Here is a 22,065-nt window from a genome sequence, read left to right on the forward strand (position 1 = left end):
CCAGAATGTCGTCCCCCAACCTGCATCCCATGCTCAATGTGGCCGTCAAGGCCGCACGCGCCGCCGGCGCCATCATCAACCGCGCCGCCCTCGACGTCGAGGCCGTGCGCATCTCGCAAAAGCAGGTCAACGACTTCGTCACCGAAGTCGACCACGCCAGCGAGCAGGTCATCATCGAAACGCTGCTTGGCGCGTATCCGGGGCACGGCATCCTGGCCGAGGAATCGGGCGCCGAGCATGGCGCCAAGGATTCCGACTACGTCTGGATCATCGATCCGCTCGACGGCACCACCAACTTCATCCACGGCTTCCCGGTCTACTGCGTGTCCATCGCGCTGTCGGTGCGCGGCAAGATCGAGCAGGCGGTCATCTACGACCCGAGCCGCAACGACCTGTTCACCGCCACCAAGGGCCGCGGCGCCTACATGAACGAGCGCCGCATCCGCGTTTCCAAGCGCACCCGGCTCAGCGAATGCTTGGTGTCCACGGGCTTTCCGTTCCGCAGCGGCGACAACTTCAAGCAGTACCTGGCCATCATGGCCGACATGATGCCCCGCATGGCGGGCCTGCGCCGCCCCGGCGCCGCGGCGCTCGACCTGGCCTACGTGGCGGCCGGCTTCACCGACGGCTTCTTCGAGACCGGCCTGAACCCCTGGGACGTGGCCGCAGGCTCGCTGCTGGTCACCGAGGCCGGCGGCCTGATCGGCAACTTCACGGGCGAGCCCGACTTCCTGGAGCAGCGCGAATGCCTGGCCGGCGCGCCGCGCATCTACGGCCAGCTGGTGCCGCTGCTCTCCAAATATTCCAAATTCGCGGGCATCGACGACAAGATGCGCGCCAGCGACCGCGTGCGCGCCGTATCGGCCGCCGCGCGGCCCGGTGCCGACGAATCGGTCGACCTGTACGCCCGCAGCACGGTCACCGACCTGACGGCCGCGCCGCTCGACGGCGAGGCGCCCGCTCCCGCGGCCGCGCCGGCCGCCCCCGTGCAGCGCAAGCTCACGCGCGTGCGCCGCGACGCGCCTGCTGGCGGCGGCTCCTCCGAAGGCGACGCTTCCGCCAAGTGATGCAGGGGCCAGGTGCCGCCCTCCGGTTCCGTGCGGCGCTGCGCATTGCGCTGAGCCAGTACGTCGCCAGCGGCCTCACGGTCGCGCTCGGCCTGCTGGTCATCTCGGCCGGCGCGCACCTGTGGCTCGGCGCCATCGCGGCCTCCACCGCCGCGGTGGGCGTGATCGTCACGGCCCCGCCCGACCTGCCCGGCCCGCGCCGCGGCAAGTTCTTCCAGATGCTGCCGGCCCCGCTGATCGGGCTGCCGCTGTTCTTCTTCGTGCAGCTGCTGCACGCCGCCCCCATTCGCCTCGGCCTGGTGCTGGTGCCCGCCACCTTCGTCGCCTTCCTGGCCATGGCATGGGGCAAGCGCGGCATCCCCATTGCCATCGCGGTGATGTTCTCGATGATCTTCTCGATGGCCACGCCCGCACCCAGCGGCATGGCCGAGGCGCTCGAGCGCACCTGGCACTTCGGGCTTGGCGCCGGGCTCTACGTGATCTGGGCCACGCTCGCCAACCATGCGCTGAATTCGCGCTTTCGCGTGCAGTCGGTCTCGGACGTGCTGTATTCGCTGGCCGCGCTGATGCGCACCGAGGCCAGCCAGTTCACGCCGCGCGACGACACCAGCGACATCCGCGAAACCCCCGCGCCTTTGCTGGGCCAGCTGCTGCGCGAACAGGCCGCGCTGGCCGACCAGCTGCAGGCCACGCGCGACATCGTGCTCGAATCGCCGCGCACGCCGCGCCGTCAGCGGCTGGCCGCCATGCTGGTGATCGTGCTCGAGATGCGCGACCAGCTGCTCGCGAGCGAGCTCGACCTGGACGCGCTCAAGAGCCATCCCGCGCACGCCGAGGCGCTCATCGAGATGCGCCGCGTGCTCGAGGAACTGGCCGACGACACCATCGCGCTCGGCGACGCGCTGCTGATGGGCCGCCAGCCCGGGGTGGTGGCCGACCGGCGGCCGCGGCTCGCATCGATCCATCTTTCGGGCGAGGACCATATCGCCAGCCACGGCCTGCCCGGCCCGAACGCCGCCATGCTCGCGCGCGGCCTGGCCAGCCGCATCGGCCACATCAACGACGAGGTGCTGCGCCTGTCGGCCATGGCGCGCGGCGATGCCGAGCCCAACCTTGCCGTGGTGCGCGCCAACTGGCAGATGTTCGTGAGCCCGACCGACTGGTCGCTGCTGCCCTTTCTCACGCTGTGGCGCTGGGACGCGCCGCCGCTGCGCCACGCCATTCGCGCGGCGCTGGCCATCGCGGCCGGCTACGCGATTGCGGTGTCGCTGCCCTGGGGTTCGCACGACTACTGGATCCTGCTGACCATCGTGGTGGTGCTGCGCGGCAGCCTTTCGCAGACGCTGGAGCGGCGCAACAGCCGCGTCGCCGGCACGCTGCTGGGCAGCGTGCTCGCGGTGGGCCTGCTCTCCGCGCATCCTTCGCCGCTCATGCTGCTGGTCATCCTCACGGTGGCGCAGGCCATTGCGCACAGCTTTGCGGTGCGGCGCTACCTGATCACGGCGGTGGCGGCCACGGTGCTGGGCCTGGTGCAGGCGCACATGCTCAACACCGGCGCCGCGCCCATCTTCGCGCTGTTCGAGCGCATTGCCGACACGCTGATCGGCGCGGCGCTGGCCTGGGGCTTCTGCTATGTGCTGCCCTCGTGGGAGCGCGGGCAGATTCCGGCGCTGGTGGCGCGCACGCTCACCGCGCAGGCGCGCCATGCACGGCTGGCGCTCGGCCTCGGCCAGCTGCAGGCCGTCGACAGCAGCCCCGAGCTCGAATGGCGGCTCGCGCGCCGCGAGGCCTACGACAGCCTCTCGGCCCTGGTGCAGGCCACGCAGCGCTCGCTGTCGGAGCCGCGCGCGGTGCAGCCGCCGCTCGAGCCGCTCGAACACCTGCAGGCGCACAGCTACCAGCTGCTCGCGCAGCTCAGCGCCGTCAAGTCGATGCTGGTGCTGCGGCGCGACCGGCTCACGGCCGCCGAGATCGAAGGCCCGCTCGCGCGCACCGCGCAGCGCATCGAGGCCGCCATCGGCACCGCGCCGACCACCGGCCCCTCGCTCCCCGAAAGCCCCGGCTCCACCACCGTGGGTGGCCCGATTCCCCTGCCCGACCCGTTCGACAACGACATCAGCCCCTGGCTGCTGCGCCGGCTCGACCTGGCCACGGCACTTTCGACGCAGCTGCGCGACGACGCGGCGCGAATCCTTCAACACCTGGACGAGACAACCGAAGCAACACCCACCACCGCCTGATGAACCAAGAGCTTCTTGCCCACCCCTGGTTCGGTACCTGGCTCGCAGCCCTGATTGCCGTTCCGCTCGCGCTGCTGATCCACCGCATCGGCGGCCTTGTGCTGAAACGGATCACGCGCCCCGCACCCGCGGTGCATGCGATGGTGATCAACTGCAACGCACCGGCGCGGCTGGTGCTGCCGCTGGTGGCCCTGCTGCTGGTGTTCCAGGCCGCGCCCGAGGATCTGCGCTTCCTTGGCAGCGTGCGGCATTTCAACGGCCTGCTGCTGATTGCCGCGACCACCTGGCTCACGGTAAGGGCCATCAGCGGCTTTGCCGACGGCGTGCTCGCGCAGCATCCCTCCGACATTGCCGACAACCTGCAGGCGCGCCGCGTGCTCACGCAGACGCGCGTGCTCGCGCGCACGGCCATGTCGGTGGTGCTGGTGGCCGGCGGCGCGATGATGCTCATGACCTTTCCGGGCGCGCGCCAGGTCGGCGCGAGCCTGCTGGCCTCCGCGGGCGTGATCGGCATCGTGGCGGGCCTCGCGGCCAAGCCGGTGTTCAGCAACCTGATCGCCGGGCTGCAGATCGCGCTGGCCCAGCCGATCCGCATCGACGACGTGCTGGTGGTCGAGGGCGAATGGGGCCGCGTCGAAGAGATCACCGGCACCTTCGTGGTGCTCAAGATCTGGGACGACCGGCGCCTGATCCTGCCGCTCAGCTACTTCATCGAAAAGCCGTTCCAGAACTGGACGCGCCATTCGTCGCAGCTGCTCGGCTCGGTCTTCGTCTATGCCGACTACGGCATGCCGCTCGCGCCGCTGCGCGAAGAGGTCGAGCGCATCGTGAAGGCGGCGCCCGAATGGGACGGCCGCTTCTTCAACGTACAGGTGACCGACGCCACCGAGCGCACCATGCAGGTCCGCGTGCTCTGCACCGCGGCCACCTCGAGCCTGGCCTTCGACCTGCGCTGCAAGGTGCGCGAAGGGCTCATCGGCTTCATGCAGCGCGAGTACCCGCAGTTCCTGCCGAGGATGCGCATCGAGGCCGATCCGCCGCAGGGCGCGGCAGCGAGCTGAAGAAGCGCACCGCAGCGAATCACCCCGGCACGGTGCCCGCCGGCACCGCCACCGCGCGCGCCGGGATCGGCACCGACATGACGATCGACGTGCGCGTCTCCCCCAGGTGGTTGATGCTGCTCACGAAGGACTCGAGATGCTCGATGTCCCGGGCGACCACCTTCAGCACATAGGAATCCTGCCCGGTGACGTGAAAGCACTCGAGCACCTCGCGCCGGCCATCGAGCAGCTTCAGCAGCCGGGCCTTGTCGGGCTGCGCGGTCGTGATGCCGATCAGCGCCGTCACCGTATAGCCCGCCTTGCGCGGCGGAACCACCGCGCGGTAGCCCTCGATCACGCCGGCCTCCTCGAGCCGCTTCACGCGCTCCGAGGTCGAGGGCACGGACAAGCCCACCTGCCGCGCCAGCGCCGTCAGCGAGGTGCGCGCGTCCTGCTGGAGCGCGTCGAGGATTTGCCAGTGCTTGGAGTCGATTTCCATGAATCTAAGGTGCAGTTGGGAATTTCACTTCCGATTTCAGGCTGGGCACGCTGCACGCCTGAATTTCGTCATTCTCGCCATGAAGGCCGCGCCGAACAATCGAAGGCATGGACTTTTCTCTTTTCCTCAAGGCCCTGGTCATCGGGCTGTCGATCGCCGCACCCGTGGGTCCCATCGGGCTGCTCTGCATCCAGCGCACGCTCGCGCACGGCCGTGCCATCGGTTTTCTCAGCGGCCTCGGGGCCGCGCTGGCGGATGCGTGCTACGGCGCCATCGGCGCGTTCGGCGTGTCGGCGGTCATTTCGTCCATGGTGGCGGCGCGTGTGCCGCTGGCGCTCGGCGGCGCGGCCTTCCTGGCGTGGATGGGCGTGCAATTGCTGCGCGCACCGGCCGCCACCCAGGCCCGCGCCGCGCAGGACGCCGCCACGCCGCTCAAGGCCATGCTGTCGGTGTTCATGCTCACGCTCGCGAACCCGATGACGGTCCTGTCCTTCGTCGCGGTGTTCGCATCGATCGGCACCGGGCATGCGAGCAGCAGCAGCGGCGCCGCCGTAACGATGGTGCTGGGCGTTTTCTTCGGGTCGGCACTGTGGTGGGTGGGCCTGTCGACCGTGGTGTCGATGGTGCGGCACAAGCTCGGTGCGCGGGTGCTCCAGTCCATCAACCGGCTGTCGGGCGCACTGCTGCTGGGCTTTGCCGTGTTTCAGCTCTCGGCGCTGCTGTCGCGCTGATCCGCACGCCGGCGCCGGCGCAGCGGCGGGCGCTGGAGGTTGGTGAACGCCCGCAGCAGCCACTCCGCCGGGCCGTAGGCGAAGCGGTGCATCCACCACCGGCTCAGCGCCAGGTTGCCCGCGAAGATCGCGAACGCCACTGCGAATGTGGCCAGCGGCCCGATCGTTCCGATCCAGCGCAGCCCGTAAGCGAGGAAGATCCACGCGCAGGCCAGCGATTGCAGCAGGTAGTTCGACAGCGCCATGCGGCCCGCCGGCGCCAGCAGTTGCACCAGCACCCGGCCGCCGCGCCCGCGCTGGAACACGAGCAGCATGCCGGCCGCATACGCGGCAGCCAGGAACGGCGCCGTCAGCAGCGTGACCGCGAGGCCCTGGATGTCGCGCACCGGGTCGTTCAGCCGCAGGGTCGGCCAGGCGTAGGCGAGCGCACCCGGCAGGCCGACGGCAAGGCCCCACCAGAACACGCGCCACAACAGCGCGCGATGCGCTTCGACATGCGCGAGGAGCCCGCGCTTGCCGGCGATGAACCCCGCGAAGAACATGGCCAGCGCCTCCGGCGCCTGCACCAGCCCCGTGATCCACCAGGTCTGCGAGAGATCGCGCAAGTGCTGCACCACCACCATGGCGGGCGTGGCGCGGTAGGCGGCCAGCGCCGCGGCGGCTTCGGCGTACGCCGCCTGCGTGGCCATCAGCATGTCCATGTGCGTGTACATCTGGCCGACGGCGGCCCACAGCAATGAAGTGAGCAGCACCAGCGCGATGCCCGCGCACGCCAGGAACACATCGCCGCGCCTGCGCAGCATGAGCAGCACGGCGCCCAGCACCGCGTAGGTGGTGAGGATGTCGCCGTAGTAGAGCAGCACGGCATGCACGACGCCGATGACCCACAGGCCGACGTGCCGCCGCACCATGCGCGGCACGAAAGCTTTTCCGTCGCGTTCCGCCGACCGCATCTGCAGCGTGAAGCTGTAGCCGAACAGGAACGAGAACAGCAGGTAGAACTTGGTCTCGAACACGAAGGCCCGCACGAACGATGCGCAGCGGTCGGCCAGCGAGACGGCCATCGGATCGGGAACGCCCAGGCCGTAATAGGTCGATGCGAAGCTCGCGATATTGACCACCAGGATGCCCAGCAGCGCGAAGCCGCGCAGCGCATCGACCATCTGCTGGCGTTCGTTCGAGGCAGCGCCGCCCGGGTTCTGCGCGGGAGGCTGGCGGGGCGCCATGGCTTGGGGAGCGGTGTTCATGCAGTGTTCCCGAGTCTGGCACCAGCCCGCTCCCCGCGCGCCGCGGCCGCGACGATGCCGCGGATCGCCTCGACCAGCAGCCGCGCGCCCTCGCCCGCTTCGCCGCCGCGCCGCACCGTGAAGCCCACCGGCCCTTCGGTGCCCGAGGTGTCGATGGCCACGCGCTTCAACGCGCCCTGCGCAATGAAGCCTTCGACGGCACCCTGCGGGGCGAACCACACCGCGTCGCAGCGCTGCAGCAGCCCGACCACGAAGCTGGTGTCCGTCGCCTCCACCAGCCGGCTGGGCAGCGCCATGCCCTGCGCGATCAGGAAGGCATCGGCCGTGTGCCGGATCAGGGTGCCCGAGACGGGCAGCACCAGCGGATGGTTGGCCAGCGCATCGAGCGTGGGCTTGCGCCGCGCGGCGAGCGGATGGCCGGGGCGCACCACCAGCAGCAGCGGTTCGCTGTAGAGCTGTTCGAACGCCAGGTCGGCCATGGCCGAGGCCTGCGCGAGCCGGCCGAGCACGAGGTCGATCTCGCCCTGGCGCAGCTGCGTCATCAATTGCGCATTGGTGCCGCTCACCACGCGCACGCGCAGCGCCGGATGCGATGCATACAGCCGCGCGACGGCCTCGGGCAGCAGGTTGGCCGCCATGTTGGGCAGCGCGCCCACGGCCACGTGCAGCTGTTCGGCTTCGGGCTGGTCCATGGCCAGGCCCATGCCTTCGCGCAGTCCACGCAGCGCGGAGACGGCATGGCGCACCAGCACCTCGGCCGCCGGCGTGAGCTCGACGCCGCGGCGGCGGCGCAACAGCAACTGGCGACCGACGATCTCCTCGAGCTCGGCGATGGTCTTGGACACCGCGGGCTGCGTGAGCGACAGGGCCTTGCCCGCGCGCACGAGGTTGCGCTCCTGCGCCACCATCACCAGGCACTGCAGGTGGCGCAGCTTGAGGCGCGCAAAGTTGTTCATGGCTGACATGGGTGTCTTCCCTGTGAGGCGGCCGTTCAAATATAACCAGATGGAATAGCTGGCAGAAGAGCTTTCAGTTGTGCGGGCCCCTTCCACCTTCTAGAGTGGCCCCCGATACGGAGACAAGCAAAGACATGACCACCGGTTTCTCGAAGAAGAACGCCCCGGGCGCATCGCGCCGCCTGGCCCTTGCCGCCGCTGCTTGCACGGCGCTTTCTCTCGCCTTGGGCAGCCCGGCCGCGCATGCCGACGCGGCCTACCCCGCCAAGCCGGTGAAGTTCATCACCAACTTCCCGGCCGGCGGTCCGCTCGACATCCTCGGCCGCGCGCTGGGCGACGTGCTGCAGAAAGAACTCAAGCAGCCCTTCGTGGTCGACAACCGGCCGGGCGCCGGCGGCAACATCGGCGCCGACCTCGTGGCCAAGAGCCCGGCCGACGGCTACACGGTGCTGCTGAGCATCGACAGCACCTTCACCATCAACCCGCACCTGTACGCGTCGATGCCCTTCGCGGCCAAGGACCTGAAGCCGCTGATGATCTTCAGCTCCTCGGGCCTGGGCTTCGGCGTCGGGCCCGCCGTGAAGGCGAAGACGCTGCCGGAATTCATCGCGCAGGCCAAGGCCGAGCCCGCCACCTTCAGCTCCGCCGGCAACGGCAGCCCGGGGCATCTTGCGGCCGGCATCTTCTCGACCGCGACCGGCGCCAAGGTCACGCACGTGCCCTACAAGGGCAACGCACCGGCCGTGATGGCATTGCTGGGCGGCGAGGTGCAGGCCGGCATCCTCGCCACGCCGGGCCTGCTGCCGCAGGTGCAGGCCGGCAAGCTGCGCGCGCTGGCCGTGACCGGCCGCCAGCGCTCGCCGCTGCTTCCCGAGGTGCCCACGGTGGGCGAACTCGGCCTGAAGGACCTGGAGTTCGAGGTGCTCTACCTCGCGATGGTGCCGGCCGCCACACCCGAGCCGGTGGTGCAGGTGCTGCGCCAGTCGCTGCAGAAGGCGCTGGCGCTGCCCGAGGTGAAGGCGCGCCTTGCTTCGCTCGACATGGTGGCGCTCGGCGAGACCGGCGCCGCCGCGGCCGAGCGCCTGGCAGGCAATCAGGCGCGCTACGGCCGCATCGTCAAGGCGACCGGGATGAAGGTGGACTGATGCCGGCCGCGCCGCGGCGCCCACGGTCGGCCTTGGGCAGCACGGCCTTTTGCACCATGCGCTCGGCCTGCGCCTGCAGGCGGTCCAGGAATCCGTCCAGGCGCACCGCGTCTTCCTGGTCGAGCGCCTCCATCAGTTCGGCGTTGATCTGGGTGACCAGCGGAAAAAGCTCCTCGTACAGCGCCTGCCCGCTCTCGGTCAGGCCCAGCAGCACCTGCCGCCGGTCGCCCGCGCGGGCCACGCGCGAGACCAGCCGCTTTTCGACCAGCGAGCCGATCGTCTTGGAGGTGCGGGCGCGGTCGAGCTGGGCGTGCTCGGCCAGCTGCGAGGAGCCCAGTTCGCCGCGGCTCGCGAGCACCGCGATCAGCCGCCACTCGCGCCGCGTGATGCCGAAGCGGCCCTCGCACAGCCGGATCACCATGCTGCCCGCCACCCCGACCAGCCGCGCGAGCCGGTACAGCAGCAGGTCGTCGGGCGAGCGGCGCGGCGCGGTCATTCGGGGTTAGTCCGGGGGATGGTTGATTAGATCAATCGAATGTAGCGTCTCTAAAGTCCTTCGGGATCCAACACCAGCCCTATAAGACCCCGGAGACACCGCCCCATGCCCAGCACACCTCTTTCCTTGAGCTTCGACCGCCGCCGCGCACTCGCCGCGCTGGGCGGACTCGCCCTGGCGCCGCTCGCCCTCGATGCGCAGGCCCAGGCCTTCAGGCCCGGCCAGCCGATCAAGGTGCTGATCGGGGTGCCCGCCGGCGGCACCCAGGACGTGCTGACGCGTGCCATCGCGCAGCAGGTGCGCGACGCACTGGGCCCGCTCATCATCGACAACCGCGCGGGCGCGGCGGGCCGCATTGCGGCCGAAACCGTCAAGACGGCCGCGCCCGACGGCCACACGCTGCTGCTGGGCACGGCCAGCATGATGACCATGTTCCCGAGCGCGTACCGCAGCCTGTCGTACGACCCCATCAAGGATTTCGTGCCGCTCATCAACGCGGCGCGCTTCGAGCTGGCCCTGACCGTGCACAAGGACGTGCCCGCCAACACGCTGGCCGAATTCATCGCCTGGGCCAAGACGCAGGGCGACAAGCTGAGCTTCGGCTCCTATGGCGCGGGCACGCCTTCGCACTTTCTCGGCGAGATGCTCAACCGCGCGGCCGGACTGAAGATGGTGCACGTGCCCTACCGCGGCTCCACGCCCGCGCGGCAGGACCTGATGGGCGGCACCGTGCCCGTGTACTTCGACACCGTCGGCGGCGCGCAGCAGATGCTGCCCACGGGCCGCGCGAAGGTGCTGGCCACCAGCGGCGAGAAGCGCTCGCCGCTCATGCCCAACCTGCCCTGCTTCGTCGAGGCCGGCTACAAGGACGTGGTGGCCACCGCGTGGTTCGCCTACTATGCGCCGCTCAAGACGCCACAGCCCGTCATCGACAAGCTGCGCGCCGAATTCACCCGGGCCGTCAATGCCCGCGAGGTGCGCCAGCTGCTGCTGCAGAACGGCATGTACCCGGTCGGCGACGGCAGCGAGGCATTGCTCAAGACCATGCGCGAGGACACTGCGCGCTGGGCGGGCATCATGAAGGCCGTGAATTTCCAGGCCACCGACTGAACAACCGAACGAACGACCGAACGAGGAGGAACCCCGACATGCCCAAGACCGCCCCCATCACCCGCCGCCTTGCCGCGCTGCTTGCCGCAGCCGGCTTCATGGCGTCCATCGCCGCCGTGCCCGCCAGCGCGGGCGCGCAGACGATCGACAGCCCGCTGCACATCATCGTCGGCTACGCGCCCGGCGGCGCCACCGACCGCGTGGCGCGCATCGTGGGCGACAAGCTCGGCGCTCGGCTGGGCGTGCCGGTCATCGTCGACAACAAACCCGGCGCGGGCGGCCGCCTTGCCGCGCAGCAGGCCAGGAACACGCCCGCCAGCCAGAACGTGCTGATGCTCGCCAACCCGGCCGTGATGGTGGTGGCGCCGCTCGTCTTCAAGGACAACAACTACGACCCCGAGCGCGACTTCGTGCCCGTGTCGCACGTCAACAGCTACGACTTCGCGCTGTCGGTCTCGCCCACGCTGCCGGTGCGCGAGCTGAACCACCTGCTGGCGTGGATGCGCGCCAACCCCAACCAGGCCAACGTGGGCGTGCCGGCCACCGGCAGCCTGCCGCACTTCTTCGGCCTCATGGTGGGCGAGAAAGCCAAGGTGCAGACGCAGGTGATCGGCTACCGCGGCTCGGCCCCTCTGCTGAACGACCTGATCGGCGGCCAGGTACCCATTTCGGTCGATACCGAGGACGTGGTGCTGCCGCAGCACAACGCCGGCAAGCTGCGCATCCTGGCGCTGTCGGGCGAAAAGCGTTCGCCCTTCGCGCCGAACATCCCGACCTTCAAGGAGGCCGGCCTCGACTTGGCCGCCACCGGCTGGAACACCTTCTTTGCGCCGGCCAGCATGCCCAAGGCCAAGGTCGAGCGCCTGGCCGCCACCATCCGCGAAGTCATGCAGGATGCGGACACGCAGCGCAAGTTCAAGGACGCCGGCATGACGCCGGTGGTGAGCACGCAGGCGCAGACCGCCGCAATGCTCAAGGCCTACAAGGCGCAATGGGCACCCGTCGTGCAGAAGTCCGGCTACCAGCCCTGAACCTTTCCAGCGACATGACCAGACCCAACATCATCTTCATCGTGGCCGACGACCTCGGCTATGCCGACCTCGGCTGCTACGGCGGCCGCGATGCCGCATTCGGCCCCGTGTCGCCCGTGCTCGACGGCCTGGCGGCCCATGGGCTGAAGCTCACGCAGGGCTACTCGAACTCGCCCGTGTGCTCGCCCACACGCTTTGCGATGATCACCGCGCGCTACCAGTACCGGCTGCGCGGCGCGGCCGAGGAACCCATCAACAGCAAGAGCCGCGGCAGCACCACGCTCGGCCTGCCGACCGACCACCCCACGCTGCCTTCGCTGCTGAAGGCCGGCGGCTACCAGACCGCGCTCATCGGCAAGTGGCACCTGGGCTACCCGCCCACCTTCGGGCCGCTGCGCTCGGGGTACGACGAGTTCTTCGGACCGATGTCGGGCGGCGTCGACTACTTCACGCACTGCGATTCCACCGGCCGCCACGACCTGTGGTTCGGCGAGGAAGACAAAAAGGAAGAGGGCTACCTCACCGACATCCTCTCCAAGCGCGCCGTCGACTACGTGGAGCGCATGGCAAAGCAGGACGCGCCCTTCTTCCTGAGCCTGCACTACACCGCGCCGCACTGGCCCTGGGAAACGCGCGACGACGCCGAGAAGGCGCCGCTCGTGAAGGACAACCTGTTCGACCTGGCCGGCGGCAACATCCACATGTACCGCCGCATGATCCATCACATGGACGAAGGCATCGGCTGGATCATGGCCGCGCTCCAGAAGCACGGCATGGCCGACAACACGCTGGTGGTGTTCACCAGCGACAACGGCGGCGAGCGCTTCTCCGACAACTGGCCGCTGGTGGGCGGCAAGATGGACCTGACCGAAGGCGGCATCCGCGTGCCATGGATCGCGCACTGGCCCGCGGTGATTGCCAAGGGCGGCGAGAGCCGGCAGCTGTGCATGACCATGGACTGGTCGGCCACCATGCTCGACGCGGCCGGCGTCAAGGCCGATGCGGACTATCCGCTCGACGGCGTGTCGCTGATGCCGGTGCTGAAGGACGCGAAGCACAGCTTCCGACGCCCGCTGCACTGGCGCATGAACCACCGCGGCCAGCAGGCCATGCGCGACGGCGACTGGAAGTACCTGAAGGTCGACGGCAACGAGTACCTCTTCAACATTCCGGCCGACGAGCGCGAGCGGGCGAACCTGGGCAAGAAGGAGCCGCAGCGGCTCGCGGCCATGCGGGAAGACTGGCTGGCCTGGAATGCGACCATGCCCGCGATTCCGGAGGATGCGACGGTGAGCCTGGGCTACTCGGTCAAGGACATGCCGCAGCGCTGAGGGCGGGCGCGTTCAACAGGATCGCCTCAAGCAAATTGCGCAAGGCCGTTGCCGACGGACCAATTTTCTTTCGCGGCGTCGGCAATGTTCACGAACACGTCCTCCGGCCGGATGCCGGGGTTCTCGCCGAGCAATTCCGCGATCCGCCGGAACAGCGCCTTCTTCTGCTCCGCAGTGCGCGTGTTGAACACGGTGATCCGGATAAACACGAGATCGTCGCTGCGGGCCACGCCAAAGGCAGCGCCGTAGCGGAAGTTCGCAGCCTCATGCTCGGTGATGGTCATGAACTGGTCGTCTTCAGGCACGTCGAGCGTTTCGCGCATCGCGCGATAAAGACTGTCGAAGATCGCCTGCCGGTAGGCCTCCGGCTTTCCGGCGCGAAGCGAGATCTGAAGCAGTGGCATCCGGGTCCTTTCCATGGTGTCCCGGTTCGATGCCATCTATTTCAATTTGATATTGATATTTATATCAAAGATAATCAATTGAAATGATTGACCGCCCTCTCGACCTGGATGCCGTGGAGGCTTTCATCCGCATCGTCGAGCTTGGCAGCTTCACGCGCGCGGCTGAAGCCATGCAGACGACACAGGCCGGCGTCAGCCTGAAGCTGAAGCGGCTCGAAGAGAGGCTCGGCTGCCGGCTCGTCGAGCGCACGCCCCGATCCGTGGAGCTTTCGTCGCGAGGCGCCGCCTTCCTCGAACACGCCCGCGAACTCCTGGAAGTCCACGATCGCGCGCTTGCCGTATTTGCCGAAGCCCGGCAGCGCCTCACCATCGGCATCAGCGACCATGTGGCGGGCCCGGAGCTTCCCGCGCTGATCGCGCGCATGAACGCGCAAGATCCGCAGCTGCTGATCGAAATCCGGATCGGATCGTCGGGCGATCTGCTTCGCAGCTTCGACCGGCGGGAACTCGACACGGTGATCGTCCGCCTGCATGCCGGTCGCAGCGACGGGGAAATTCTTGCCGAAGAAAAATTCGGCTGGTTCGCAGCGCCAGGCTGGCAGCATCGCGCGGGCGAGCCCCTGCCGCTTGCCACGATGGCCGAGCCTTGCGGCGTGCGCGCGATGGCCGGGCAGTTGCTCGATGCGGCAGCCGTGCCCTGGGCAGAAGTTTTCGTCGGCGGCGGCGTTGCGGCGGTCGCTGCGGCCGTCATGGCCGGGCTGGGCGTCGCTGCATTGGCGCCGCGCATGCTGCCGTTCGGCGCAGTCGACGTAGGCGCCAGGCTCGGGCTTCCCGATCTGCCACGCCTGCCGGTTTTGCTTCACTCGAGGGTCAAGGACGGCCGGCCGCGCGATGCGCTGGCCGCGCTTTCGGCGGCCTTCAGGAGCGCGGTGCGAGGCTAGCGCGTCACCGCTCTGTGTTGCTGGAAGTCTGCAACCGGGCCGCGGAACCGGCCCGATTCCGAAGACATCAACATGTAACACTAAGGTTGCAGGACAATCCCGGGCAGCAAAAAACTACAGCCCGAGATCGCCATGACCCTGGACGAACTGTTTACCGACAGCCACTTGCTCCCCACGGTGCCCAAGGTGGTGTTCGATCTCATCGAGCTCCTTCGCAACGAGGACGCCGCGGTTTCCGTGGTGGCACGCAAGATCGAGCTCGACCAGGTGCTGACGGCCCGCGTGCTGCGCATGGCCAATTCGCCGTACTTCGGGCTGCGCCGCAAGATCCTGTCGATCCAGGACGCGATCCAGCTGCTGGGCTTCTCCTCGATCCGCTCCCTGGTGGTGAGCTCCGGCCTCACGGGCACCTTCCGCAAGGTCGAAGGCGTGCATCTGCCGGCCTTCTGGTCGCACAGCCTGCGCGTGGCCGCCGTGGCCCGCTACCTCGCGGGCAAGACGCGCCGCGTGGACCAGAGCCTGGCCTTCACCGTCGGCAGCATGCACGCCATCGGGCACCTGATCATGGCCGGCGCCGTGCCCATGAAGCAGCCGATGGCCGAGCTCAATGCCGCGCACCCCTTCGACCGCATGGGGCGGCTCGAGGTGGAGCGCCAGAAGTTCGGCTTCCACTACGGCCAGGTCGGCGCGCGGCTGGCTGCCCGCTGGGAATTCGCGCCCGAGTTCGTCAGCGCCCTTTCCTCCTTCGCCAACCCGATGGAGGCCGAACAGGTCGACCCGCTCGCCAGCGTGCTGCACCTGGCGGTCTGGCGCGTCGCGCTGGAGCGCGAAGGGCTGCGCATCGGCGACGCGCAGCATGTCTGGCCGGCCCAGCCTGCCGACGCGATCGGCCTTTCCGAGGACGTGATGCAGGACATGCCGGCACCGCGCGAGCTGGCGTCCGACCTGGAATCGATGATCGCCTGATCACCGGACGGGCGCCGCCCGCCCGTCAGCCTGGGCCTCGGCCCAACCCGACCTAAACCACCCCGTGGATGCGCTGCAGTGATGCGGCAGGCAGAGCTGTTTGACTTTTTTAGATATATCGAAAATAATTTCGATATACCTCGAGAGGACATCGACATGCGACATTTCCACTTCGGCCATCACCACCATCACCACTGCCACTCCCCGCGCGGCGAACATGAAGACGGCCTCTCGGGCGGCCGCGGCCGCCACGGCGGACGCGGCGGCGGGCGGGTGTTCGGCCACGGCGGCCTGCGCTTCGTGCTGCTGCAGCTCATCGCCGACAAGCCCGCCCATGGCTACGAGCTCATCAAGGCCATCGAAGACCGCCTGGGCGGCAGCTACGCGCCGAGCCCCGGGGTGGTCTACCCCACCCTCACGCTGCTCGAGGAGATGGGCTACCTGAGCGTGGAAACGGCCGACACCGGCGGGCGCAAGCGCTACAGCATCACCGCGAGCGGCCGGGATTTCCTGGCGGCCAACCGCGACACGGCCGACGCCATGATGGCCCGCATGAACGGCGGCGTCGACGGCGCCGGCCCGCGCGGCGGCCGCCCGCCGCAGGTCACGCGCGCCATCGAGAACCTCAAGCTCGCGATGCGCATGCGCCTCTCGGGCGCCCCCCTCACCGAACAACAGGCCCACGATTTCGCCGCGGTGCTCGACAGCGCCGCTCAACAGCTAGAGCGCATCTGAACTTCTTCTTTTTGAAATGACCGACTTCACAACCACTCCTGCTTCCCTCACGCCCGACCGCACGCCGCACCGCGTGCGCCACGAGCTTCGCTTTCGCCAGCTCACGGTCAAGACCGTGCAGCGCGTGACGCCGCACCTGATCCGCATCACGCTCACGGGCGACGACCTCGCGGGCTTCACGAGCCCGGGCTTCGACGACCACGCAAAGATCTTTTTCCCCGATGCGACCGGCCAGCTCACGCTGCCGACCGTGGGGCCCGACGGCCCGGTGTGGCCAGCGGGCGGCCGGCCCACCATGCGCGACTACACGCCGCGCCGCCACGACGCCAACGCCAACACGCTGGAGCTCGACTTCGCGCTGCACGATGCCGGCCCCGCCACGCAATGGGCGGAGCAGGCCCGGCCCGGCGACCTGCTCGGCGTGGGCGGCCCGCGCGGCTCGTTCATCGTGCCGACGGCCTTCGACTGGCACCTGCTGATCGGCGACGACACCGCCCTGCCCGCCATCTCGCGGCGCCTGGCCGAGTTGCCGGCCGGTGCGCGGGTGGTGGTGCTGGCCGAAGTCGACAGCGAAGCCGACCAGGTTCCGTTCGAGACGCAGGCGCAGCTCACATTGAAGTGGGTGCACCGCAACGGCGTCGAACCGGGCCTGAGCCCGGTGCTGCTCGATGCGCTCAAGGCCATGGCGCTGCCGGCCGGCGACTTCCATGCGTGGGTGGGTTGCGAATCGGCCATCGCGAAGGCGCTGCGTGCGCACCTCGTGGGCGAACGCGGCGCCAACCCTAAGTGGATTCGCGCCTCCGGCTACTGGCGGCGCGGCGCGGTGGCCACGCACGATACACACGACGAGTAAAGCGCCTTGGTAGTGCTCAGAGCCAGCCCGCGCGCCTGAACCGGTAGTAGAGATAGCTGCAGGTAGCCGCAATCAGCACCAGCGCCACTGCGTACCCGTAGCGGAATTTCAGCTCCGGCATGTGCTCGAAGTTCATGCCCCAGATGCCCGCGAACGCGGTGCACACCGCAAAGATGCTGGCCCAGGCCGCCAGCCGCTTGGTGACTTCGCTCTCCTCGATGGTGACCATCGAGAGGTTCACCGAAATGGCCGTGCCGATGGTGTCGCGCATGGCGTCGATCGAGCCGTTGATGCGGACCAGGTGGTCGGCCACGTCGCGAAAATATTCCTGCGAGCTCACGCAGATCTGCGGCACCCGCCCGCCGTGCAGCTTGCCCGACGCCTCGACCAGCGGCGCCACGGCGCGCTTGAGGACCATGCTGCGCCGCTTCAGGTCGTACAGCTGCTTGATCTTGTCGCGCGCCGCGCCGCCCTGCGTGAAGATCTGCTGCTCGATGGATTCGAGCTCCACCTCGAGCGCATCGATCACCGGAAAGTAGCGATCGACCACCGCATCCATCAGCGCATACAGCACAAAGCCCGAGCCGTTGCGCAGCAGCTCGGGCTCGCGCTCGCAGCGCTCGCGCACGCCCAGGAAGCCCTGCTGGCTGCGGTTGCGCACCGACAGCACGTAGTTCTTGCCGACGAACACGTCGACCTCGCCCACGTTCACACAGTGCTCGCCCTCGGCAGAGGGTTCGACCAGGTGCATCACGACGAAGAGCGAATCGCCGTATTCCTCGACCTTGGGCCGCTGGTGGCCGTGCTGGGCGTCTTCCACCGCGAGCGGATGCAGGTTGAACTCGTCCTGCATCTGGGCCAGCTCCTGCGGCGTGGCGTCGCTCAGCGCCACCCAGACGAAGCAGCCGGGCCGGGAGATGTACTCGCTGATGTCCTCGACCGGAATGTCGGCAAGCTTGGCGCCGTTCTCGTAGGCCACGCAGTTGATCAGCATCGGTGCTCGTCCATGGTCTGTCTTGAAGGACGCGGGTCAGGCCACCGCATCTGGATTCGAAGCCGCGGCCAGCTGCCCGGTCGCCGCCAGCGCGGCCTCGATGGCCTGCGTCTCGCTCCTGAGCAGGGCGAGCCCCTTTTCGGCGAGTGCAGCGTGGCTTGCCACATCGGCCCACAGGCTCGCGGCGGCTTCGGCGCAGGTCAATGAGGTGAAGCGGATGCGGCCCTTCGCCAGATCGGCGAAGCGTTTCTCGCGCAGCGGGTCCGCCCGGTCCCAGGCGCCGCCGATGAGCACGCGGCGGCCGCGCTTGATGCGGGGTTCGCGTTCGGCAAAGAAGGGCAGCTTGGCGGACACCCAGCCCGGCAACCCGGAGTCCAGCGCGGTGTCGAAGGCAGTGGGGGCGGTGTGCGACTTGGCAAATTCGCGCAAGGTGCCGAGCTTGTAGAGCACCGGGTCTTTCGCACCGCCTTCCACCGGCTTGATGATGGACGCGCCGTTGCCCGCCCGCCCATCGGGCCGTTTCGATTTGCGCAGGTCGGCGAGCTGGGCCGGCGGCATGCAGAGGTACAGCGCGGCGAGTTCTGCGGGCAAGGTGGCGGTGTCGGGCAGCGCGTCCGCTTCGGGGCCTTTGAATTCATCCGGATGGACCATGGGCGCCTTGTTTCTTCACGCGGTGTTCGCGCCGGCGGATTTTAAAGGCGGGCTGTCCGCCCGGCCGAGCCGTTCGCCGTCCCCGATAATCGTCCGAGTGAAAACGACGACCGCGCAACCCTCCCCCTCCACCAGCGACTTCTCCGGGCACACGCCCATGATGGCGCAGTACCTGGGCCTCAAGGCGAACCATCCGGACACCCTGCTGTTCTACCGGATGGGCGATTTCTACGAGCTGTTCTGGGCCGACGCCGAAAAGGCCGCGCGCCTGCTCGACATCACGCTCACCCAGCGCGGCCAGTCGGCCGGCCAGCCCGTGGTGATGTGCGGCGTGCCCTTCCATGCGGTCGACACCTATCTTGCGCGGCTCATCAAGCTGGGCGAATCGGTGGCCATCTGCGAGCAGGTGGGCGAAGTCGGCGCGAGCAAGGGCCCGGTCGAGCGCAAGGTGGTGCGGGTGGTCACGCCCGGCACGCTGACCGATTCGGAACTGCTCAACGACAAGAGCGAATCGCTGCTGCTCGCGGTGCATGCGGGCACGCGCAACTTCTGCGGCCTGGCGTGGCTCAGCGTGACCGGTGCCGAACTGCGGCTGGCCGAGTGCCCGGCCGACGCGCTCGAAGCCTGGATCGCGCGCATCGCGCCGAGCGAGCTGCTCTACAGCGCCGAGGTGACGCCGGCCTTCGAGCAGCGGCTCAAGGCCGCGCGTTCGGCCACACCTTTCACGCTCTCGATCCGCCCCGCGTGGCAGTTCGACGGCGGCCTGGGCGAGCGCAAGCTCAGCGAGCAGATGGGCAGCAACAGCCTCGCGGCCTGGAACGCCGAGTCGCTCGCCAACGCGCATGCCGCCGCGGCTGCGCTGCTGGGCTATGCCGAGCACACGCAGGGCCGCGCGCTGTCGCACGTGCAGCGCCTGTCGGTGGAGCGCGACGGCGACCTGGTCGAGCTGCCGCCCACCACGCGCCGCAACCTCGAACTGGTGCAGACGCTGCGCGGCGAAGACTCGCCCACCCTGTTCTCTCTGCTCGACACCTGCATGACGGGCATGGGCAGCCGCCTCGTGAAGCGCTGGCTGCTGTCGCCGCGGCGCGACCGCAGCGAGGCGCAGGCCCGGCTCGAAGCCATTGCCGCCCTCCAGTCCACTGTGCTGGGCGGCACCGCCGCGCCCTGGCGCACCTTGCGCGAACAGCTCAAGAACACCAGCGACGTGGAACGCATCGCGGCGCGCATCGCGCTCAGGCAGGTGCGTCCGCGCGAGCTGCTCGCGCTGCGCCTCGCGCTCGCGAAGGCCGAGCAGCTGGCGCCGGCGCTTCCGGCGTCCGGCGAGCTGCTGGGCCGCATCATCGAACGGCTCGCGCCGCCGCCGGGCTGCGCCGACCTGCTGGCGAGCGCGATCAAGCCCGACCCGTCGGCACTGGTGCGCGACGGCGGCGTGATCGCCACCGGCCACGACGCCGAGCTCGACGAGCTGCGCGCCATCAGCGAGAACTGCGACGACTTCTTGCTGAAGCTCGAAGTCAGCGAACGCGAGCGCACCGGCATCAGCAACCTGCGGGTGCAGTTCAACCGCGTGCACGGCTTCTACATCGAGGTGACGCAAAGCGCGCTATCGAAGGTGCCCGACAACTACCGCCGCCGCCAGACGCTGAAGAATGCCGAGCGCTTCATAACGCCCGAGCTCAAGGCCTTCGAGGACAAGGCGCTGAGCGCGCAGGACCGCGCGCTGGCTCGCGAGAAGTGGCTCTACGAGCAATTGCTCGACGCGCTGCAGCCCTCGGTGCCCGCGCTCACGCAGCTGGCCGGCGCCATTGCCACGCTCGATGCGCTGTGCGCACTGGCCGAGCGCTCGCACACGCTGCACTGGCGCGCGCCGAGCTTCGTCTCGCATCCCTGCATCGAGATCCAGCAGGGCCGCCATCCGGTGGTGGAGGCGCGGCTGGCCGAAAAATCGTCGGGCGGCTTCATCGCCAACGACACGCAGCTCGGGCCGCAGCAGCGCATGCAGGTGATCACCGGCCCCAACATGGGCGGCAAGTCGACCTACATGCGGCAGGTGGCGATCATCGTGCTGCTGGCGTCCATCGGCTCGCATGTGCCGGCGGCGGCCTGCCGGCTCGGGCCGATCGACGCCATTCATACCCGCATCGGCGCCGCCGACGACCTGGCCAACGCGCAGTCGACCTTCATGCTCGAGATGACCGAGGCCGCGCAAATCTTGCACAGCGCCACCGCCCAGTCGCTGGTGCTGATGGACGAGATCGGCCGCGGCACCAGCACCTTCGACGGCTTGGCGCTGGCCGCGGGCATCGCGGCCCAGCTGCACGACCGCAGCAAGGCCTTCACGCTGTTTGCCACCCACTACTTCGAGCTGACCGAATTCCCGGCCACGCACCACTGCGCCGTGAACATGCACGTGAGCGCCACCGAGGCGGGCCGCGACATCGTGTTCCTGCACGAAATGCAGCCCGGCCCGGCCAGCAAGAGCTACGGCATCCAGGTGGCGCGGCTCGCCGGCATGCCGGCCGCCGTGGTCAACCACGCGCGGCAGGCGCTCGAGGCGCTGGAGTCGCAGCACGCCCAGACGCGCGCGCAGGTCGACCTGTTCGCCCCGCCCCCGGCGGCCGAAACGCCGATGGCCAGCGCCGTAGAATCCGCCCTGGCCGCGCTCGACCCCGATGCGATGACGCCACGGGAGGCGCTCGACGCGCTCTATGCCTTACAAAAACTGAACACGCGCGAACGCAGCGCCATGTGAGCGGGCATCCTTCGTGCGAGATGAAAAAATGACTTATTGCGTAGGCATCAAACTCAACGCCGGCCTGGTGTTTCTCTCCGACTCGCGCACCAACGCGGGTGTGGACCACATCAGCACCTTCCGCAAGATGATCGTCTACGAGCAGCCGGGCGACCGCGTCATGGTGCTGCTGTCCTCGGGCAACCTGAGCATCTCGCAGTCGGTGCGCGAGATCCTGCAGATCGAGGAACTGCGCGAAACGCGCGAAGACGGCTCGCAGGGTGATCCCATCACCATCTGGAACGCCAAGAGCATGTTCGACGCCGCGCGCGTGCTCGGCTCGGCCGTACGCCACGTGTACGACCGCGACGCCGAGGCGCTCAAGCATGCGGGGCTGGACTTCAACGTGTCCTTCATCTTCGGCGGCCAGGTCAAGGGCGAAGGCATGCGCCTGTTCCTGGTCTATGCGGCCGGCAACTTCATCGAGGCCACCACCGAGACGCCCTACTTCCAGGTGGGCGAATCGAAGTACGGCAAGCCGGTGCTCGACCGCGTGCTCACGCCCGAGACCCCGCTCGACGAAGCCGCCAAGTGCGCGCTGGTGTCGATGGACTCGACCATGAAGTCGAACCTGTCGGTGGGCCTGCCGCTCGACCTGGTGGTGTACGAGGCCAACAAGCTCGAGACCGACCGCGTGATCTGCATCGATGCCGACAACCCCTACTACCGCATGATGCACAACAGCTGGGGCCAGAAGCTGCGCGAAGTGTTCGACAGCATCGAGGACCCGGTGTGGGACGACTCCGCCACCGAGCATCCGCTGAAGATGCCGGCCACGCGGCACAGCCCGCTGCGCAAGATCTCGACGCCCGACGAAAAGCTGATCTGAAGCCG

21 protein-coding genes are annotated in these 22,065 nt (G+C 68.7%); 14 read left to right on the forward strand and 7 right to left on the reverse strand.

Annotated features, from left to right (window positions below):
* Window positions 1-5: 5 nt before the first annotated feature.
* The 3 genes from RZE77_RS18675 to RZE77_RS18685 are packed head-to-tail and all read left to right on the forward strand — an operon-like array spanning window position 6 to window position 4,368.
* Window positions 6-1,067: an inositol monophosphatase family protein gene (locus tag RZE77_RS18675; RefSeq protein WP_319438726.1), complete on the forward strand. Its 1,062-nt coding sequence runs from the start codon at window positions 6-8 to the stop codon at window positions 1,065-1,067.
* Complete coding sequence (locus RZE77_RS18680; protein WP_319442380.1) at window positions 1,067-3,307, forward strand: FUSC family protein; 2,241 nt, start codon at window positions 1,067-1,069, stop codon at window positions 3,305-3,307. Before RZE77_RS18675 ends, RZE77_RS18680 begins: the two co-directional genes overlap by 1 nt.
* Window positions 3,307-4,368 carry a mechanosensitive ion channel family protein gene (locus RZE77_RS18685; RefSeq protein WP_319438727.1) on the forward strand — a complete coding sequence of 354 codons (1,062 nt, stop codon included), beginning with the start codon at window positions 3,307-3,309 and terminating at the stop codon, window positions 4,366-4,368. Before RZE77_RS18680 ends, RZE77_RS18685 begins: the two co-directional genes overlap by 1 nt.
* 19 nt (window positions 4,369-4,387) lie before the next feature.
* Here the strand turns inward: RZE77_RS18685 and RZE77_RS18690 are convergent, their stop codons facing one another.
* Window positions 4,388-4,846: an Lrp/AsnC family transcriptional regulator gene (locus RZE77_RS18690; RefSeq protein WP_319438728.1), complete on the reverse strand. Its 459-nt coding sequence runs from the start codon at window positions 4,844-4,846 to the stop codon at window positions 4,388-4,390.
* A 107-nt stretch (window positions 4,847-4,953) separates the two neighbouring features.
* Between RZE77_RS18690 and RZE77_RS18695 the strand changes: the two genes are divergently transcribed.
* Window positions 4,954-5,577: a LysE/ArgO family amino acid transporter gene (locus RZE77_RS18695; RefSeq protein ID WP_319438729.1), complete on the forward strand. Its 624-nt coding sequence runs from the start codon at window positions 4,954-4,956 to the stop codon at window positions 5,575-5,577.
* Here the strand turns inward: RZE77_RS18695 and RZE77_RS18700 are convergent.
* The gene (locus RZE77_RS18700) at window positions 5,550-6,803 is read right to left on the reverse strand and encodes a DUF418 domain-containing protein (RefSeq protein ID WP_405547634.1); all 1,254 of its coding nucleotides are present in this window, start codon (window positions 6,801-6,803) and stop codon (window positions 5,550-5,552) included. The two genes, RZE77_RS18695 and RZE77_RS18700, sit on opposite strands and share 28 nt — an antisense overlap.
* Before the next feature lie 17 nt (window positions 6,804-6,820).
* Window positions 6,821-7,789, reverse strand: coding sequence for a LysR substrate-binding domain-containing protein (locus tag RZE77_RS18705; protein WP_319438730.1), 969 nt, complete (start codon window positions 7,787-7,789; stop codon window positions 6,821-6,823).
* A 125-nt stretch (window positions 7,790-7,914) separates the two neighbouring features.
* On the opposite strand from RZE77_RS18705, the gene RZE77_RS18710 reads away from it, so the two are divergent.
* Window positions 7,915-8,925, forward strand: coding sequence for a Bug family tripartite tricarboxylate transporter substrate binding protein (locus RZE77_RS18710; RefSeq protein WP_319438731.1), 1,011 nt, complete (start codon window positions 7,915-7,917; stop codon window positions 8,923-8,925).
* On the opposite strand, the gene RZE77_RS18715 is transcribed toward RZE77_RS18710, so the two are convergent.
* Window positions 8,897-9,421, reverse strand: coding sequence for a MarR family winged helix-turn-helix transcriptional regulator (locus RZE77_RS18715; protein ID WP_319426886.1), 525 nt, complete (start codon window positions 9,419-9,421; stop codon window positions 8,897-8,899). The genes RZE77_RS18710 and RZE77_RS18715 overlap by 29 nt on opposite strands.
* Window positions 9,422-9,526: 105 nt before the next feature.
* Between RZE77_RS18715 and RZE77_RS18720 the strand changes: the two genes are divergently transcribed.
* Genes RZE77_RS18720 through RZE77_RS18730 form a run of 3 tightly spaced genes read left to right on the forward strand, consistent with a single transcriptional unit; the run spans window position 9,527 to window position 12,893 of the window.
* Window positions 9,527-10,531, forward strand: a complete 1,005-nt coding sequence (locus RZE77_RS18720; protein WP_319438732.1) for a Bug family tripartite tricarboxylate transporter substrate binding protein — start codon at window positions 9,527-9,529, stop codon at window positions 10,529-10,531.
* A 38-nt stretch (window positions 10,532-10,569) separates the two neighbouring features.
* Entirely contained in the window at window positions 10,570-11,562 is a 993-nt protein-coding gene (locus RZE77_RS18725; protein ID WP_319438733.1) for a Bug family tripartite tricarboxylate transporter substrate binding protein, read from the forward strand.
* Between the two features lie 14 nt (window positions 11,563-11,576).
* Window positions 11,577-12,893, forward strand: a complete 1,317-nt coding sequence (locus RZE77_RS18730; RefSeq protein WP_319438734.1) for a sulfatase family protein — start codon at window positions 11,577-11,579, stop codon at window positions 12,891-12,893.
* Window positions 12,894-12,919: 26 nt separating this feature from the next.
* Here RZE77_RS18730 and RZE77_RS18735 read toward each other — a convergent pair whose 3' ends face one another.
* Window positions 12,920-13,297, reverse strand: coding sequence for a tautomerase family protein (locus tag RZE77_RS18735; protein WP_319438735.1), 378 nt, complete (start codon window positions 13,295-13,297; stop codon window positions 12,920-12,922).
* An 83-nt stretch (window positions 13,298-13,380) separates the two neighbouring features.
* On the opposite strand from RZE77_RS18735, the gene RZE77_RS18740 reads away from it, so the two are divergent.
* From RZE77_RS18740 to RZE77_RS18755, 4 genes are all read left to right on the forward strand, one after another.
* On the forward strand, window positions 13,381-14,238 hold the full coding sequence (locus RZE77_RS18740) for a LysR family transcriptional regulator (protein ID WP_319438736.1): 858 nt from the start codon (window positions 13,381-13,383) through the stop codon (window positions 14,236-14,238).
* A 132-nt stretch (window positions 14,239-14,370) separates the two neighbouring features.
* Window positions 14,371-15,204 (forward strand): HDOD domain-containing protein, encoded by an 834-nt coding sequence (locus tag RZE77_RS18745; protein ID WP_319438737.1) that lies wholly within the window; start codon window positions 14,371-14,373, stop codon window positions 15,202-15,204.
* 156 nt (window positions 15,205-15,360) lie between these two features.
* Window positions 15,361-15,939 (forward strand): PadR family transcriptional regulator, encoded by a 579-nt coding sequence (locus RZE77_RS18750; protein ID WP_319438738.1) that lies wholly within the window; start codon window positions 15,361-15,363, stop codon window positions 15,937-15,939.
* Window positions 15,940-15,955: 16 nt separating this feature from the next.
* The gene (locus tag RZE77_RS18755) at window positions 15,956-16,792 is read left to right on the forward strand and encodes a siderophore-interacting protein (protein WP_319438739.1); all 837 of its coding nucleotides are present in this window, start codon (window positions 15,956-15,958) and stop codon (window positions 16,790-16,792) included.
* Between the two features lie 16 nt (window positions 16,793-16,808).
* Here the strand turns inward: RZE77_RS18755 and corA are convergent, their stop codons facing one another.
* Window positions 16,809-17,786, reverse strand: a complete 978-nt coding sequence (gene corA / locus RZE77_RS18760) for a magnesium/cobalt transporter CorA (RefSeq protein ID WP_319438740.1) — start codon at window positions 17,784-17,786, stop codon at window positions 16,809-16,811.
* A gap of 36 nt (window positions 17,787-17,822) precedes the next feature.
* Entirely contained in the window at window positions 17,823-18,437 is a 615-nt protein-coding gene (locus tag RZE77_RS18765) for a hypothetical protein (protein ID WP_319438741.1), read from the reverse strand.
* 157 nt (window positions 18,438-18,594) lie between these two features.
* On the opposite strand from RZE77_RS18765, the gene mutS reads away from it, so the two are divergent.
* Together mutS and RZE77_RS18775 are read left to right on the forward strand one after the other, a co-directional pair.
* A complete protein-coding gene (mutS, locus tag RZE77_RS18770) occupies window positions 18,595-21,192 on the forward strand; it encodes a DNA mismatch repair protein MutS (RefSeq protein ID WP_319442382.1) in 2,598 nt (865 codons plus the stop codon).
* Between the two features lie 28 nt (window positions 21,193-21,220).
* Window positions 21,221-22,060 carry a proteasome-type protease gene (locus tag RZE77_RS18775; protein ID WP_012748685.1) on the forward strand — a complete coding sequence of 280 codons (840 nt, stop codon included), beginning with the start codon at window positions 21,221-21,223 and terminating at the stop codon, window positions 22,058-22,060.
* Window positions 22,061-22,065: the final 5 nt, after the last annotated feature.

It is taken from the genome of Variovorax sp. SPNA7 (genome assembly GCF_033807855.1).
Taxonomy (GTDB): Bacteria; Pseudomonadota; Gammaproteobacteria; order Burkholderiales; family Burkholderiaceae_C; genus Variovorax; species Variovorax beijingensis.